This is a genomic window from Pseudomonas sp. CFBP 5748, assembly GCF_053850495.1.
Map to the genome: position 1 here is coordinate 336510 of NZ_JBSPTN010000005.1, position 16637 is coordinate 353146.

The following is a 16637-nucleotide window of genomic DNA, read 5'->3' on the forward strand; positions in this document are numbered from 1 at the left end:
TCACTGCTCGAGTTGTTCGAGCAGCCCCAGGAATTCATCGTCGGACAAGCCGGAGTCAGCGAAGTCCGAAGCCGTGGCGCGACCCACCGTGGGCGCCAGGCAGTGCTCCAGCAAGGCCGCAATGCGCTGCTGGAACTGCTGCGCCAACTCGCGGACCAACGCTGGCTCGTGGACCTGCGGGTCATAGCGCCATTCGATATGCAGCCGACCTTCGTTCACCAGCGCGGTGACATCCAGCAAATGCGTGCGGCGGGTGCTGTCGGCGCGCATGCCAGGACAGATCGGCCGGGCCAATCGCCAAAGGCTGGACGCCTCGAGCCATTGGTCGACCCGCCCCAGGTAGTTGAACGTCAACAGCGAGGCCGCCCCCAGGCCGTGGGCAGGATCGAGGCGCAGCAGACCGTAACCCATGCCTTGTTCAGGTACGCGACGCAGGGCTTCCTTGGCCGCGATGATCGAATGTTCGAGATCCCATGAGGTATCGACGGCCAGCGGATAACGGCTGGTGTGCCAACCGATCGAACGGGACAAATCAGGGCCCTGCTCCCAACCGCTGCGACCGTGGCTTTCCAGCTCCAGGGTGACTCGCTCCCGTCCCTGCCACTGCCCCACGGCTCCCGCCAGCGCGGCCACCAACAGATCCTGGACCTGGGTGCCGTAAGCGCCATGACAATCGCCCAACAGCAACTGCGTCTGCTCAACCGACAGTTGCGCGTCCAGCGTCCGGCTCTCACCGTACAAACTGACCTGTTCAGGCACCACGCCCTCAGCGGCCAGTTGCTCATGCCAGAAATCCACCTGAGCCAACACATCAGGCTCACCGCGGTGGCGCTGCAACGCTTCGCTCCACACATGGAAACCTGCTGTGACGGCGGGCAGAACCACGCCAGGTTGCAGGTACAGGCTTTCCAGTTCGTGCAACAGCACCTGCCACGACACCGCATCGACCAATAGGTGATGGGCCGTGCAGAGCAGCTCCCGGGTTTGGGCGAAGTACACCCAGCGGATCAGCGGAGCCTGGGCCAGGTTCCAGCCCTGCTGCGAGCGTTGCAGCAAGGCTTCGGTCAAGGGTTCTTCCACCACCTGGAACAGCGCTTCGACCTGGCCTTGGGAAAAGGCTTGATAACGTTGTTGCCAGCCGTTCGCAGAGGCTTCAAAGGTCAGGCGCAAGCTGGCATGACGTTCAAGCAAAGAGCCTAGAGCCCGGGTAAACCGGCCCTGATCCAGTGGTTCGTCCAGGGCCAGCAACAGCGACTGGTTCCAGTGTTCGGCCAGGTTCTGCTGCTGGGCAAAAAACCAATCCTGGATCGGCGTCAAGGCGAACGCCGTGGTGGGCTCAGGCCCGTCGCTGGCAGGCTGCGCATTCATCGCGCCAAGGTCCACCACCTGCTCGGCCCAGCCACGCACGGTGGGGTATTCGAAAATCTGCTTGGGCTTGAGCTGCAGGCCCTGCTGCTTGGCCCGGGCGATGATCTGCAAACTCAGAATCGAGTCGCCGCCGACCGCGAAGAAATTGTCATCGGCCCGCAGATCCGGGTTGTTGAGAATCTCCCGGGCGATTTCGAGCAGGCGCTGCTCCAGGGTGCGCTGTGGTGTCTGCACCACTCGGGCCAAGGCACGCACGGTTTGCTCGGCAAACAATTGCTTGGGCGTCATCAGAATCTGTTGCTGGCGCGCCAGGGCGATGATTTGCAGGCCGAGAATGGAATCGCCACCCAGGGCGAAGAAGTTGTCATCAGGCCCCACCTCGGGGTTGCCGAGCATCGCCCGCCAGATGTCCAGCAACGCGGCTTCCACGACGCTCAACGGCTGATCGCTCGACAGCTCCGCCCCCTGGGCGGGAGCCGGCGTTTGCTCGGCCAGGCGCAACAACGCCTGGCGATCGACCTTACCGTTGGGCAGCAAGGCGAAACCGTCGAGACAATGCCACTGGGCCGGCTGCATGTAGTCCGGCAATTGCAGCTGCAGAGCCGCCTGGATGTCGGCCAGTGCGGCCGACGGCGCGACCAGGAAGGCGACCAGTCGATTGCCCGACAGCGGCGTCGGACTGTTCAGCACCCTGACGTCGCTGACCTGCGGCATGGCGCGCAACTGCGCCGCGACTTCCGCCGGCTCAACCCGGTAGCCCCTGATCTTGACCTGCTCATCGAGGCGGCCGAGAAACTCCACCTGCCCCTGGTGATTGAGCCGCACGCGGTCGCCGGTGCGATAACCGTGCTCACCAAAGCGTGCGTGATCGGCATCCGAGGCACTGAGATAACCCTGCGCGGCGGTTGCCCCTTGAACGTACAGTTCGCCGCTGACACCGATCGGCAACAGAGCGCCGTCAGGTGAGCGCACGCTGACCTGGACATTGGCCAGTGGCCGGCCCAACGGCGCCGCGCCGCTGGCATCGACCTCGTGGGTCAACACCCCGACGGTGGTTTCGCTGGGGCCATAGTGGTTGACGATGCGCAGATCGGCTTTCAATGCGCGCAAGCGCGTCACCAGATCGTGGCCCAAGGCTTCGCCACCGGTGACCAGGCATTGACGCGGCAACAACCGCTGCGGGTCTTTGGCGATCAACAAGGCGTTGAGGTGCGACGGCACGATTTTCAACAGGTCGACGGGCTGGCGCTCAAGCACGGCCGCCAGTTCCTCGGCGTCGAAGGCCAACTCCTCGGCCAGCAGGCGCAGACAGCGGCCGCTCAACAGTGCGCCGAACAAGGCGGTATGACCCAGGTCGGTCGCACAACTGGCCAGACTCGCCAGGCTCGCATCGGCCGGCAGATTCAGGCGCTCAAGGCATCCACTCACGTAATGAATCAGATTGCCCTGGCTGACCTTCACGCCCTTTGGCCGACCACTGGAGCCTGAGGTGTACACCACGTAAGCCGCAAGATCAGCCGCCAGGGCCGCTCGCAAGGGTGACTCACTGGACAAGGGCGCAGGCGGCAACGCCAACCACCGAACCTGCTCAGGCAACCACTCGGGGCGCCCGCCCTCGCTGACCCACACCTTGGGCATCGCATCCCGGCAGATATCCTGCAAACGCGACGACGGCCACTGCGGATCGAGGGCCAGGTAGGTCGCGCCGCACTGCCACGTTGCAAGCATATGCATCACCAGCTCACGACTGCGCGGCAGGCACAAGGCGATGCGTTCACCGGCCAGGCTCGAACCCTCCTGCAAGCGTTCGCCACGGGCGACCACAGCACGCCCCAGTTCGGCATAGCTGAGCGTACCCTGCTCATCCTCAAGAGCAATCGAGCGAGGCTTGAGTTCACACTGCTCAGTGAACGACTGCCAGGCGTTGCTGACGGCGACCGGCGCATCCTCCCCTTTCAAGAATGACTGCTGCTCGGGCACCAACCAATCGAGTTCGGCAAACGGCACTTGGGGTTGTTCGAGCACCGCCAGAGCCAGGGCGACGAACTGATCCCGATAGCGCTCGATCGTTTCATGGCGGTACAACGCCTTGCTGTAACGCCAACGGCAGAGGAACCCCTCTTCTTCGTCGATGATCACCATGTTCAGCTCGTGGGCCGCGCCGCGCTGCTCCGACAGCAAGCGGTCAACGTACTGCTCGAAAGGCGCGATGCGTTCCTTGTTCAGCGTGAACATATGCTGGAACAGCGGCGCCCTGCCCACCTGGCGCGGTAAATCCAACTGTTTGACCAGGCGCGAGAATGGATAGTGGCGGTGCTGCAAGGCCTGTTTGACGGTAGCGTCTACCTGCCTTGCCCAGTCGCCACTGGACAGATCCCGACGCAGACGGCAGCGGATCGGCAGCGGATTGACCAGATAACCCGGCAGATTGACGTGCTCGCGGCGCAAGCGCCAACCGCTGGGCGTTCCGAGGACGAAATCGTCCTGGCCTGACAGTACGCCGAGAAACTGCTGGAACAGTGAGAACCACAGTACATACGGCGTCACCCCCAACTCTCGGGCGACGGCGCGAAACCGTGCCGTGGTGGCCGGATCGAAGCGGACCGACAACTCCCCGCCCTTGAATGCCTGATTGCTGCCGTGGGGAAAGTCTGTCGGCAACTCCAGCGTCGGGGCTTCGGCCAGCTGTGCCTGCCACCATGCCAGCTCTACGGGCTCGGCCGCTTCGCTGCGGATATGCAGATCACTGCAATAGTCGCGATAGGCGTCGGGATTCACGGCGGGCAGCGACTGATCGTTGATCAATGCGAACAGCTCATTGAGCACAATGTAGAACGTGGCGAGATCCGCCGCGATGTGATGAATCACCAGCAACACGGTGTGCTCGGCCTGGCCGTCGCGCGCGTTGCTCAACAGGACTACCCGACTGACGTCCCCCTCTTCCAGTCTGAAGGGAAGATCGGCCATCTCGGTGATGCGTTGCTGCAACGTCGCTGCGTCCGCGTCCTGCATGGCCACACACTGCAACGGCTGGACCCGCTCGCGGTGGCTCCACTGCAACAAATCACCGTTGCGCTCGGCATAGGGCGTGCACAGCATCGGATAGCGCTGCTGGACCGTGGCCCAGGCGTCCTGCAGACGTTGGGGCAAGTCCTGGGTAACGAACTGCGGCTTGATCCGTCCGGCGTAGGCAATGTTATAGGCGCAGCTGTCAGGCTCCAGACGTTGAAGAAACCACAACGCCTGCTCGTTATCCGTCAGGGGCCGGGCAGCGAAATAATCAGGGTGCTGCTGCAGCCATTGCCGCACTTCGGCGTCGCGTGCGTGGAGCTCGGCATTGAGCTCATCATCCAGCGCGCCTGGCGACCCGTGCGTAACGATCAATTGACCTTCGGCTATCGATAGGCGAATTCCACGCAGCCAGCAGCGATGCATCAGACGATCGAGCATTTGATGTCCTTGATTGTGCTTGTTCGAAATAGGCCGCCCATTGCGACGGCTTTCTGAAAGTGGGAGGCGATCAGCTCGCCGAGGCAGGCTCGGCCATGGCGACCACGACCTTGCGCGATCCCTGGAAGGTCGAGCGACCGTGAGCCACCAGCATGTTGTCGAGCATCAACACATCACCCGCCTGCCAGGGGAAGCTCACCTGACAGCGTTGCAGGACCTCGCGGATATGCTCCAGCGCCTCCAGCTCAATCGGCGAGCCGTCACCATAAAACACGTTACGCGGCACGCCCTGCTCCCCGACGATGGAGATCAATGTCTCACGCACCGGCGCTGCAAGGTTGGAGATATGGAACAGATGCGCCTGATTGAACCACACCCAATCACCGGTAACCGGGTGCTGGGCAACGGCCTGGCAGACCTGGCGAGTGGAAAGCTCACCGTCGTCCTTCCACTGGAATTCGATGTTGCTGGCGCGACAGAAACGCTCGACCTGCGAGCGGTCCTCGGTACTGAAAGCCTGTTGCCAGGGCAAGTCCAGGCCGTTGCCGTAATTGCGCACGTACATCAGGCGCTTCTCGGCAAAACGCTGACGGATAGCGGGGTCGAGTTGCTGGTAAACAAGGCGGCTGTCGGCAATGGGTGTTTCACCGCCGACCTGCGAGGGCTGCACACAATGGAACCAGATCTTCATCGGCCAATTCAGCGAATAGGACTGTTCATTGTGCAGCGGGATAACCTGATGGGCCGGGTACTCGGTGGAGGTGTATACCCGGTTGTTGAGCTTGGTGCGCGGGGTGGACGCGTAGTCGTAGGTCAGCAGTTCATGACCGAAGCTACGAGCAAACTCCTCGAAGTCCGCCTCTCCCTTGAACGCAAAACCGCGAAACAGAATGCCACCTGCACGCGGCAACTCAGTTTCTACGACCTGCAAGATCTGCGCTCGACTGGCTTGCCAGGCATCCCCGGCAAGCGGGGCCTGGACTATGAACGGCAGGGTCTGCTCGCTACCCGGTACAACATCCATGAATTGAACCTGTGCACGCACCAAACCGCTTTCCATTTAAGCCCCCCGCCATTGCAATCAGCGTATTTTTCGAGAGCATAAACTAATACAAACGAGTAACACCTGCAATAGAGAATCATTGTCATTAATGACGATTGTATCGCAGATGATACGTTTTACTTGGCCTGCAGCACGCTCTCCCGCTCAGCGATATGCGACATCAGCAGATAGGCAGAACCCAGCAAGCCCTGCATCGTATCGGCATAGCGGCTGCGATTGAGGTACAAAAACTGGCGATTTTTCACCGCAAACAGATTCTGCCACTGGGGGGACTGACGAAACGCCGCCGTGCTGGCTTCTGAGTCCAGAAGCTCCTCATACGTGTCGATAATGAAATCACTGTCGAAGTCGCCGATGCGCTCCAGGCTGTACGGCACGTTTTGCCGCGCCTCGCGGTACGCGGCGACACGTCCCAGGCCAAAATCGGTGATGACATCGTCCATGCCACCGCGGCCGATCAACTGGAAACCATCGCTGTAGACTTCCAGCGTCGTGACGGTGATGCGTGAAGGATCTTTCACGCGCTTCTTGAACTCGCTGACGACCCATTGATATTCGTTGAGCATTTCTTCATAGCGCTGCTGCTTGCCGACCAGCTCGGCGAGTTCCTTGGCGTAGGTCTTGATGTCGCTTTCCCGAGCGGGCAGCAGCACGACCGGCGCGATCTTGCTGAGTTTTTCCTTGATGTCGGCGTGATACGACAAGCCAACAATCAAATCCGGCTTCAAGGCTGCGATGGCCTCCAGATCGGGCGACTGGTGCGAGCCGATATACTGGATGCCCGTCACATTGAACCGCTGCTGCGTCCCGCGAAACAACACGTCCGAGAACAGTTTCTTGCGCCCCGTCGAACCACAGGGCTTGACCCCCAGCTCCAGCAACTGGGCCGTCAGGCTGAAGTCATGCAAAGACACAATGCAATGCGGCGCTACAGGCACCTCGACTCGGCCAAAACTGTTTTCGAACACTTTGGTTTCAGCGGCGCCAGCCTGTGCAGCCACCAATGCCAACGGCACACACAGCATGCCGACCACGCCTCGAAAATAACCTTTCACCCATTCCCGCACGCATTTACCTCCAGACAATTCAATAAGCACCACTGTGTTTTCAGCGACTGCGCTGACGCGCCAGCAAGACAATCAGATAAGGCGCGCCGATGATTGCGACCACCAGCCCCGCAGGCAACTGCAAAGGCGGGAAAAGCCCCCGACCCAGTGTGTCACCGGCCAACACCAACAACGCGCCCACCAATGCCGACAAGGGGATCAACGCGCCATGACGGTCACCCGCCATTTGCCGCGCCAGGTGCGGCGCCACCAGCCCGACAAACGTCATGGTGCCCACGTTTGCCACTGCCGCCGCCGTCAACATGACGCTGCACAGTAACAAGGAAATCATGACCCACGTGACATTCAGGCCTCGACTGAGCGCGACTTTTTCACCCAGTTGCAACAGATTCAGCTGACGATGACAGAACAGCAACGGCACCCCGGCCAGCATCAGCCAAATGCCCAGGCTATGGACCTGCGCCCAGCCGGCCCGGTGCAGACTGCCGCCCAGCCACATCAGGGCCGACTCCACTTGGTCGATATTGCCGTAAGTGATGAGCAGGTCGGCCACCGCGCTGAGCATGGCGGTAAGCCCCACGCCGACCAGGATCAAGCGTAACGGCGAGATACCCTGGCGCCAGGACAGCAGCGCGACGAAGAACGCCACCGCCAACCCTCCGGCCAGTGCCGCCAATGGATAAAACTCCAGGGGCAAAAGCGCCGGCCAAAGCACGATGATCAACAACATGGTGACACTGGCGCCTGACTCCACGCCCACCAGGCCCGGCGCCGCCAGAGGGTTACGCGTCAACGACTGCATCAACAGCCCGGCAAGGGACATGGCCGCGCCGGCCAGGACCGCCAGCAAGACACGCGGCAATCGCAGCTCCCAGAGCAGGTTGCGCATGGTCGAATTGACTTGCTCAGGCGCCAGCAAGGCTTGCCATACCTGGGCAACATTCAGCGAGTAGCTGCCGACGGTCAATGCATAGAGCGCCAACGCCACAACGGCAACCATCAATAACAGCACCGAAATCAAGTCGATCGGTCGGGCTACCCAGGGCAGCAACCGATAGGCTCGGGGCAAGGTCAATCCCGCTCGCATCATCGGACCTTCCTCAATACCAGCACGACAAAAATGGGGCCGCCGATAAGGGCTGTCACGATACCTGTGTTGAGTTCGAACGGACGCACCACGGTTCTTGCCGCGATATCCGCCAGGATCAGCAGCAATGCCCCCAGCAGCGGGGCAGCCAGCAACAGTCGGCGATAGTCATCGCCAAACAGCAACCGCGCCGCATGGGGCACCACCAGGCCGACAAAACCAATGGGCCCCGCCAAGGCCACTGCCCCCCCGGACAACAGCACCACCGACGCCAGGCCGAGCACACGCATTTTCAACAGATTGACGCCCATGCCGGCCGCCGCCTGCGGACCAAGACGATGGGCATTCAATGCGCGGACGTTTACCAGGCACAGGCACATGCCCAGCAAGACATAGGGCCAGACCCAAGCCTGCATCGAGCCCCCGGTCACGCCGATGGAGCCGGTCAGCCAGCGACGCAGACTGTCGAGCCCCTGCTGATCGAGCAGCAACAGGATCGAGGTAATCGCGCTGAACAACGCCGCGATCATCGCCCCGGACAATGTCAGTCGAATCGGGTTGTGCCCCCGCCCCGCCAACATCAGGACACCAATGGAGGCCACCAGTGCGCCCGCAAATGCAAATAAGGGAATCATCGACATATCGTTGCCCGGCAGCACCAGCAAACCGAACACGACGAATAACGCAGCGCCGCTGTTGATGCCGAGAATGCCCGGGTCGGCCAACGGGTTATCACCGACCGCTTGCATGATTGCACCCGCGAGCCCCAGGCTGGCCCCCACCAACATCGCGACCAGCAGACGCGGCAAGCGGCTGCCACGGATGACACTCTGGTCGGGGTTGCCTGGCGCATAGGCGACCAAAGCCTGCCAAGCCTCATGCCAGGGTATGTCCTTTGCGCCGACGGCCAGATGAACCAGCGCCGTCAGGGCAATCGCCACCAATAAACCCAGCCAGACCGGCAACCGTAAACCGTGGTTCACATCGCCTCCCGCACAGCCAACGGCTGGCTTCGGCTCGTCTGCGGTACGCATAACGGATCACCGGAATAAGGGTCGGTGATAATGTGCGCATCCAGATCAAACACCGCCTTGAGATTTTCCCGAGTGAATACCTTGGCGGGCGCACCCTGGGCGAGCAAGCGCCCTTCGCGCATCATCACCAGATGGTCGGCATAACGCGCGGCCTGGTTCAAGTCGTGCAGTACCGCCACGATGGTTTTGCCTTGCTCACGCAGATCAACCAGCAACTCAAGCAGCGTGATCTGATGCGCAATATCGAGAAAGGTCGTTGGCTCATCCAGCAGAATCACTGGCGTATCCTGGGCCAGGGTCATGGCAATCCAACAGCGTTGCAACTGTCCACCCGACAGGGTTGCCAATGAACGATCAAGCAGGGAACTGATGCCGGCCAGGTCAATGGCGCGGTCAATGGCCTGTTGATCCTGTTCGGACCATTGGCGCCACCAGCTCTGCCAGGGAAAACGCCCCTGCATCACGAGCTCACGCACGCTCATCCCGGCGGGCGATGTGGTGCGCTGAGGCAGTAGCGCCATCTGTTGCGCCAGCGCCCGCCGCGAATGCTGCCCCAACGGCTTTCCCGCCAACTGCACGCTGCCAGCGCTCGGCCGCAACATATGCGCAAGCACATTCAGCAAAGTGGTCTTGCCGCAACCATTGGCCCCTATCAACGCCGTGAAACACCCTTCAGGAATATCCAGGCTGACACCGTTGAGAATCTGCTGTTCGCCATAGCTCAGCCGCACATCGGTGGCTTTCAGCATGACCGTCCCTCCACGCCCAAAAGGCCTGATCGAATGATTCGTCGAGCAACGCCCCCGCGATATTTTTTCGTCCGGTAACACCGTAGGGAGTCGGCCGAGGGGGGCATTAAGTGGCCGACAGGATATGTCGAAAATAAAATAATTGCCTACAAGACTGACAACACTAATGCAAACCCTTATCATTTACAGCTAACATGTGGCCAGTAGACACCAACCCTGATGGTCTATTGATCGAACTGAATCAGGGCATAAGGCCCCCCAAAGCCAAAATGTAAACTCAAGGATTCCCTCGATGCTCGGAACAAAAACAACAGTTGGCACCGGAAAACGTTACGTCGCGCGTCACCCAGCGTTTCACCTGAGCACCCTTGCACTGGCTTTGGGGAGCATCTTTTCAGCCCAGGCGATCGCCGCGCAGGATGACACCCCCGACAAGGGCGCCGCCGTTCAACTCGGCGAAATCAACATCAACGCCGCCCCCCTGGAGAACCCGACTGGCCCGGTCAACGGCAAAGTCGCCTTGCGCAACACCAGCGCCACCAAAACCAACGCGGCCATTACCGAAACGCCGCAGTCGTTGTCCGTGGTGACCGCCGATGAAATGCGCGATCGCAAGTCCGACACCCTGGCCGACACCCTGAGCTACACCCCGGGTTTCACCAGCCAGCCAAGCAGCTTCAACCGGACTTCCGATCGGTTCCGCATTCGTGGCTTCGACGTAGAGTCCGCCACCGGCGGCTCGCTACGCGATGGCATGCGCCTGCAAAACAACTCCTACGATGGCGTCCAGGAACCCTTCGGCCTGGAACGCGTGGAAGTGATCCGCGGCGCGGCGTCGGTACTGTACGGGCAACTGTCCCCAGGTGGATTCGTCAACGGCGTCAGCAAGCGCCCCACCGAAACACCGCTGCATGAATTGGGCCTGCAATACGGCAATCATGATCGCAAGCAACTGACAGCCGACTTCAGCGGCCCCCTCGGCGACAGCGAGACCCTCAGCTATCGCCTGACCATGCTTCAGCGCGACAGTGATACCCAGCAGGACTACGTCAACGACGACAAGACCTACATCGCCCCGGCCCTGACCTGGCGCCCGAACGATGACACCTCGCTGACACTGTTGTCTTTCTATCAAAAAAGTGACACACGCTTCTCCGCCCCCCTGCCCTACCAACTCGTCAAGGGTGTCGGCAACGGACCGTTCACCATCGGCCGCCACGATTTCATCGGTGAGCCTGACTACGACGATATGAATGGCGAAATGTCCGCCATTGGCTACGAGTTCGAACACCGTTTCGACGAGCACACCCGTATCAGCAACAAACTGCGTTACTACGAAGCGGATGTGAAATGGAAATACCTGCAGGCCCAGACGAGTGCGGCGGCCATCAACAGCGCGGCCACTACGGGCATCCTGCGTCGTCAGTACAGCGATCGCCATGAGCGTTCCAGGGCCCTGGCCAGCGACACCAATATCGAGACACGCTGGAACATCGGCGGCATTGAAAATACCTTCTTGGTGGGCGCCGACACCTACGATGCCTCGTACGACTCGCATAACTTCCGGGCCAATGCGCCTTCTATCAATATCGGTGACTACAACTACGGGCAACCGGTAGTGGTGGATAAGAGACAAAGTCGTGATCGTGGCTCAGAGATTGATACCCTGCAGACAGGCATCTACCTGCAAGACCAGATCAAGTTCGACGACCATTGGTTGCTGTTGCTCGGCGGTCGACACGACTGGGCCGACCAGGATCAAAGAGCTTTCGCCACTGGCCAGAAGCTCGACCAGAGCAACGAAGCCACCACCTGGCGTGCCGGCCTTGTTTATCAGGCAGATAACGGCCTGGCCCCGTACATCAGCTACAGCGAATCGTTCTTCCCGGTTGCGGTGGCCGAGGCACCTGGCCAGAAATTCGATCCCACCGAAGGCAAGCAGTACGAAATCGGCATCCGCTACCAACCCCCTGGCAGCAACACGCTGTTGAGCGCAGCGGTTTATGAACTGACGCAAGAAAACGTAGTGAAGCGCGACCTGGCGGGCCTAAATCCCCAGCAGATTGGCGAACAGCGCTCCCGCGGACTGGAACTGGAAGCCAAGACAGAGGTGACGCCTCAACTGAGTGTCATTGCGACCTACGCCTACACCGATGCCCGCATTACCAAAAGCGTGATCCAGAGCGAAGTAGGCCAGCGCAGCGAAGATACCCCCTACCACCAGGCCGCCGTATGGGCTGACTACAACTTCGCCCTGCTCGGCTTGCCGCAGTTGAAGATCGGTGGCGGTGCTCGCTATAAGGGAACGACCCAGGCCTCGGGTATCGACTCGCAGATGCCGGCCTATACCCTGTTCGATGCCATGGCCAGCTACCAGATCGACAAGAACTGGGACATCGCCCTCAACGCGAACAATGTGACGAACAAAAAGTACACCTACTGTGAGTTTGCCATCTGCCGCTACGGCGACGAGCGCGAGTTGGTGACGTCCGTTAACTTCAGGTGGTAAGCATGGGCTCGGTCGGCACTCCAGGTGCCGACCGAGCCTTGCAACTGTGCTGAACATCGAAACCCTACGCCGAACTGAATATGGCGAGCCCTCAATGCCTGGGCATTGGATTATTCGGGCGCTCTACATCACGTTGCCTGACCGATTCAGGGCTCACAATGCGGCTCGGTTGAAGCAACCGAGGCGTACACAACAACAGACTGATCTCCTGCGCACTGACCGCTTTGCTGAAGAAGTAACCCTGTATTTCATCGCAGCCGTTTTCACGCAGGAAGCTCAGTTGTTCTTCGGTTTCAACACCTTCGGCAATGACCTTGAGGTTCAGTTTATGCCCCAACGAAATCACCGCGGTGGCGATGGCTTTGTCGTTCTCGTTGTCGGGCAGATCGCGCACGAAAGACTGGTCGATCTTGAGCCTGGCGATCGGGAAACTTTTCAATGCCGCAAGGCTCGAGTAGCCGGTGCCGAAGTCGTCGATCGAGAGACGGATCCCCATCGATTGCAGCTCCTTCATTTTGCTGACGGCTTGCTGAAGGTCTTGCATGATCAGGCTTTCGGTCAGCTCCAGCTCAAGGTACATCGGGTCCAGTCCGGTTTCTTGCAAGGCATGCATCACTCGGTCGACCAGGTCCCTTTCAATGAACTGGCGGGCTGAAATATTCACCGACATGGTAATCGGCGGCCAGCCTGCGTCCTGCCAGTCCTTGTTCTGTCTGCACGCGGTATGGATCACCCAGTCGCCGATGGGCACGATCAACCCGGTCTCTTCGGCCTGCGGAATGAATTTGATGGGAGACACCATGCCAAGCTCCGGGTGCTGCCAGCGGATCAGTGCCTCTACGCCAACAATCTGACCTGACTGCAAATCCACCTGTGGTTGGTACAACAGCAGGAACTCGTCATGGTTGAGTGCGTTTCGAAGCCCGTCTTGCAGGGCGAGCTTGCCCTGGACCTTGTTATTCATCTCGCTCGTGTAGAACTGGTAACTGTTGCGCCCCAACTCCTTGGCCCGGTACATGGCGGCGTCCGCGTTGCTGAGTAACGTGTCGGGATCGCTGCCATCGGCAGGATAGGCAGCCACCCCCATGCTGCAGGTGACGTGGAGTGTATGTCCGCTGAGCTGAATCGGTCGCAGGATGGCTTCCTGGATTTTGCGCAAGGCTGGCGTCACACCGTCGAGGTCCGAGGGCTGGTCGAACAGGACGATCACAAACTCGTCGCCACCCAATCGCACGACGGTGTCGGTGCGGCGTACACACTCCTGCATGCGCTGGGCGACGGTTTTCAGCAGTTCATCTCCAGCACTGTGTCCAAGGCTGTCATTCACCAGTTTGAATTTGTCCAGGTCAAGAAACACCACCGTCACCAGGCGGTTGTAGCGCTGGGCATAGAGTATTGCCTGCTTGAGACGGTCTTCGAGCAGGGTGCGATTGGGCAGACCGGTCAGTGCATCGTGGTCGCCCATATAGCGAATGCGTTTTTCAGTCAGTTGGCGTTCTATCGCGATGCCGGCAAGCGGTGTCGCCATGTCGATCAGTCGCTTCTCGATCGAGCTCGGGCTGCGTACGGTGCTGGAATACAAGGCAAACGTGCCCAATACCTTTCGCTCATGGGACAGAATCGGCGTCGACCAGCAGGAACGAAACCCATAGAGCGCAGCGAGCGAACGGTAGTCCTCCCACAGCGGATCCAGTTCGATATCGGTGACGATGACCGCTTCTCGTCGATACACCGCGGTGCCGCATGAGCCGACGTTCGGACCAATCGCAACCCCGTCAATGACCTGGTTATAGGCTTTCGGCAAACTGGGGGCAGCCCCGTGCAGCAGATGCGTGCCCTCCTCATCCAGCACCAGGATGGACACCATCATTCCTTCCAGTTGGGACTCGACCAAGTGAGCCAGGCTGTCGAGGACTTCTGCAAGCTCGGTGCTCCTGGCGATCAACTCCAGGACATGGCCTTGTCCGGCCCGGATGATTGCCTCTTGCTCCAATCGGCTGTTTTGCAGGGCGAGCCGCTCTGTGGCGATACTCAGTTGGACGGTTCTTTTTTCCAGCTGAACGCGGTCTTTGAGGAATTGATTCACCGCACGAGCCATGTTGCCGATCTCGTCCTTCCCATGTTCGGCCATCATCACATGCTTTTTGTCAGTGTGTTCCTGACGCAATTGCCGGCTTATCTCATTCAGGCGCACGAGCACATGATGGCCCATGAAGACCCGGGTCACGAACCAGGCGAACACCAGGCTGGCGCCCAACATGATCAGCACCCATTGCTGGCTACGATTTGAGGCCTCGACCAGGCGTTGCACGGCTTCGCGATAGTCTTTGGTGTAAGCATTGGATTGCGCACGGGCCACCGCGACCAGAACCCCGGCCTCATTCTGCAGTTTCTCATTGAAGCGCCGTATGACGTTGTATTGTTCGATGAGCGTCAGGCGCAGAGAGAAGAGATCGGGCATTTCCCTATCGGCGTCGGGTAACGTGCCTGCGGTGCGTGACAGACGCTCATATCGGATCCGAAGCCGTTGCACCGCATCACTGTCAACAGCCTGCGGCAGATCGAAAAGCAACACCGCCAGTTCCAGGCTGGCCCGGGTCTGGGTCGCGGTCAGGCGAGCGGTGTAATCCTTCAGGGTTTGCTCGAAGGTCACCTCGGTTTGCAGCAGACTGTCGCGCAGTTGCGCAACGATGTTAGCGGTATTGCGGAACATCTGACTCGACTGATGCATGTCGAGTATTGCGACGCCACTGTTCGCGGCGGTCAGCTGCTGCACCAGCTGATCAAGGGCCGCAAGCTGTTTGACGGTCGCCGCATAGCTTGAACGCAGCGTGTCGGGAGAGCGGGTTGTGAGCAGTTGATCGGTCTGGCGTTCGATCAGCAACGTACGCTGCAGCATGTCTTGCCCATCTTGCATGCGGACCAGTCGCTCATCCGTCAATTGGCGGGTGGCGCTGTTTGAGGTGCGCAACGCATAGACTGCAGTTGCCCCTCCCGCCAGGATTAGCAGCGCGAGCGTCAGAAACGCCAGTGTGAACTGTGCGCGTAGCGATTGCGGCAATAGCCGGCGTCCGAGCCGGGAAGTAAAGTCCAATATCAGGGATTCCATTGGTAACGATAGATTTCTCGATAACCATTGTCAGGGTCGTACAGGAGTTTTTTCCCGCCGTCGAAGGCAATATTGTCGACATTGACCAGGTGAATCGGTGCTACGAAACCGCTCACTGGCTGACCCGCCAACAGCCGGTTCAATTCATCAATCACCTGCCAGCCATGCAGGTTGAGCGGCTCGGCCACAGTGACCGTCTGGTAGGTTTTGGCCTGTATGCGCAAGAAAGCCGAAGAGCTGCCATCACCGGCAGACAACAGACTGATGCCGTCGCTGGGTATTGCGGCCTTGGTCAAGGAGGCAATCGCGTGGTCAAAATAGATATCGTTGATCGCCAGCGTGTGGGTCCAGCGCTTGCCATAGCGCTGAAGCAGCTCCGTGGTGATCGCCGGCATCTTCTGGGCACTTTCGGAAATCGCGACATCGCGCACTTCCAGCACCGTACACTCCCGACAGGCGCGAATGACGCTTTCCATGGCTTTGGCTTTCGCCATGGCGATGGCGTACTTGGAGTCGGTCAGGATGACAACGCCGGCGTGTCCGTTTGACTGTGCCACTGCCGCCATGGCCGTGAGGCGAGCCACTTCGAGTGGGTCGGTCGAGACGTTCATGGCCACCGGCGTGCCGTCAATCGGCCCGGGGCGTGCCCCGGCGTGCCAACCCACCACCGGTATCCCCTTGTCGGCGAAGAGAGCCAACTCTGCCTTGTTCTCCAGGGCGTCGGCGCCACACAGAATGAGGCCGTCGGGGTTCGCCGCCAGGGCATCGGCAAAGGCCTTTGCGCGCCCGGCCTGTGTTCCAGCGCCATCGAAGACCCTCAGCGTCCACCCCATCGCCTTGACTGCCTCGCGAGCGCCCTGGGCGACACCGACAATGCCTCCATTACGCAAATCTTCAGCGACAATGGCGATGCTCTTGCCCCGCAGGGCCTTCGGGCCGGATTCAGGGCCGCTCCAGCGAACGGCTTGGAGGGAGGCCCCGGCAACGATTTCCTGCGCTTGAGTCACCGTCACGGCGGCGTTTTCGTCAGCCGCTGCGGTTGGCAGGTTCTGCCCGTGGCCGGGAGCCGCCGTGAAAAAACAGAAAACCGTAACTGAAGCCATCCAGAGTAGCCTGGGCCTGCTCAGACAATTTCGATCACCGCATGTAATGCCGGGTCTGGAACCGATGGCGCGATCATAATCTGACATGACGTCCCTTT

General features: G+C 60.1%; 9 protein-coding genes. 1 reads left to right on the plus strand and 8 read right to left on the minus strand.

The window, feature by feature from the left end; all coding sequences use genetic code 11:
• The 6 genes from ACWNZ1_RS14100 to ACWNZ1_RS14125 all read right to left on the minus strand — a co-directional run bounded on the left by ACWNZ1_RS14100 (window position 1) and on the right by ACWNZ1_RS14125 (window position 9818).
• Window positions 1-4818 (minus strand): condensation domain-containing protein, encoded by a 4818-nt coding sequence (locus ACWNZ1_RS14100; RefSeq protein WP_456027704.1) that lies wholly within the window; start codon window positions 4816-4818, stop codon window positions 1-3.
• Between the two features lie 70 nt (window positions 4819-4888).
• A complete protein-coding gene (locus ACWNZ1_RS14105; protein ID WP_202879078.1) occupies window positions 4889-5842 on the minus strand; it encodes a TauD/TfdA family dioxygenase in 954 nt (317 codons plus the stop codon).
• Window positions 5843-5997: 155 nt separating this feature from the next.
• Window positions 5998-6948 (minus strand): ABC transporter substrate-binding protein, encoded by a 951-nt coding sequence (locus tag ACWNZ1_RS14110; protein WP_265072167.1) that lies wholly within the window; start codon window positions 6946-6948, stop codon window positions 5998-6000.
• Between the two features lie 40 nt (window positions 6949-6988).
• Complete coding sequence (locus tag ACWNZ1_RS14115; RefSeq protein WP_256453350.1) at window positions 6989-8038, minus strand: FecCD family ABC transporter permease; 1050 nt, start codon at window positions 8036-8038, stop codon at window positions 6989-6991.
• The gene (locus ACWNZ1_RS14120) at window positions 8035-9018 is read right to left on the minus strand and encodes a FecCD family ABC transporter permease (protein WP_135845997.1); all 984 of its coding nucleotides are present in this window, start codon (window positions 9016-9018) and stop codon (window positions 8035-8037) included. The genes ACWNZ1_RS14115 and ACWNZ1_RS14120 overlap by 4 nt, the downstream gene beginning before the upstream one ends.
• Complete coding sequence (locus ACWNZ1_RS14125; RefSeq protein ID WP_135845998.1) at window positions 9015-9818, minus strand: ABC transporter ATP-binding protein; 804 nt, start codon at window positions 9816-9818, stop codon at window positions 9015-9017. The genes ACWNZ1_RS14120 and ACWNZ1_RS14125 overlap by 4 nt, the downstream gene beginning before the upstream one ends.
• A gap of 292 nt (window positions 9819-10110) precedes the next feature.
• Between ACWNZ1_RS14125 and ACWNZ1_RS14130 the strand changes: the two genes are divergently transcribed.
• The gene (locus ACWNZ1_RS14130) at window positions 10111-12327 is read left to right on the plus strand and encodes a TonB-dependent siderophore receptor (RefSeq protein ID WP_135845999.1); all 2217 of its coding nucleotides are present in this window, start codon (window positions 10111-10113) and stop codon (window positions 12325-12327) included.
• 91 nt (window positions 12328-12418) lie between these two features.
• Here ACWNZ1_RS14130 and ACWNZ1_RS14135 read toward each other — a convergent pair whose 3' ends face one another.
• Both ACWNZ1_RS14135 and ACWNZ1_RS14140 read right to left on the minus strand, forming a co-directional pair.
• Window positions 12419-15436 carry an EAL domain-containing protein gene (locus ACWNZ1_RS14135; RefSeq protein WP_135846000.1) on the minus strand — a complete coding sequence of 1006 codons (3018 nt, stop codon included), beginning with the start codon at window positions 15434-15436 and terminating at the stop codon, window positions 12419-12421.
• Window positions 15424-16443, minus strand: coding sequence for a substrate-binding domain-containing protein (locus ACWNZ1_RS14140; protein ID WP_238346763.1), 1020 nt, complete (start codon window positions 16441-16443; stop codon window positions 15424-15426). The genes ACWNZ1_RS14135 and ACWNZ1_RS14140 overlap by 13 nt, the downstream gene beginning before the upstream one ends.
• Window positions 16444-16637 lie beyond the last annotated feature (194 nt).

Bases quoted from the DNA above. Each gene is read 5' to 3' on its own strand.
- ACWNZ1_RS14100 (WP_456027704.1), bottom strand. From the start codon at position 4,818: ATGCTCGATCGTCTGATGCATCGCTGCTGGCTGCGTGGAATTCGCCTA.
- ACWNZ1_RS14105 (WP_202879078.1), bottom strand. From the start codon at position 5,842: ATGGATGTTGTACCGGGTAGCGAGCAGACCCTGCCGTTCATAGTCCAG.
- ACWNZ1_RS14115 (WP_256453350.1), bottom strand. From the start codon at position 8,038: ATGATGCGAGCGGGATTGACCTTGCCCCGAGCCTATCGGTTGCTGCCC.
- ACWNZ1_RS14125 (WP_135845998.1), bottom strand. From the start codon at position 9,818: ATGCTGAAAGCCACCGATGTGCGGCTGAGCTATGGCGAACAGCAGATT.
- ACWNZ1_RS14130 (WP_135845999.1), top strand. From the start codon at position 10,111: ATGCTCGGAACAAAAACAACAGTTGGCACCGGAAAACGTTACGTCGCG.
- ACWNZ1_RS14135 (WP_135846000.1), bottom strand. From the start codon at position 15,436: ATGGAATCCCTGATATTGGACTTTACTTCCCGGCTCGGACGCCGGCTA.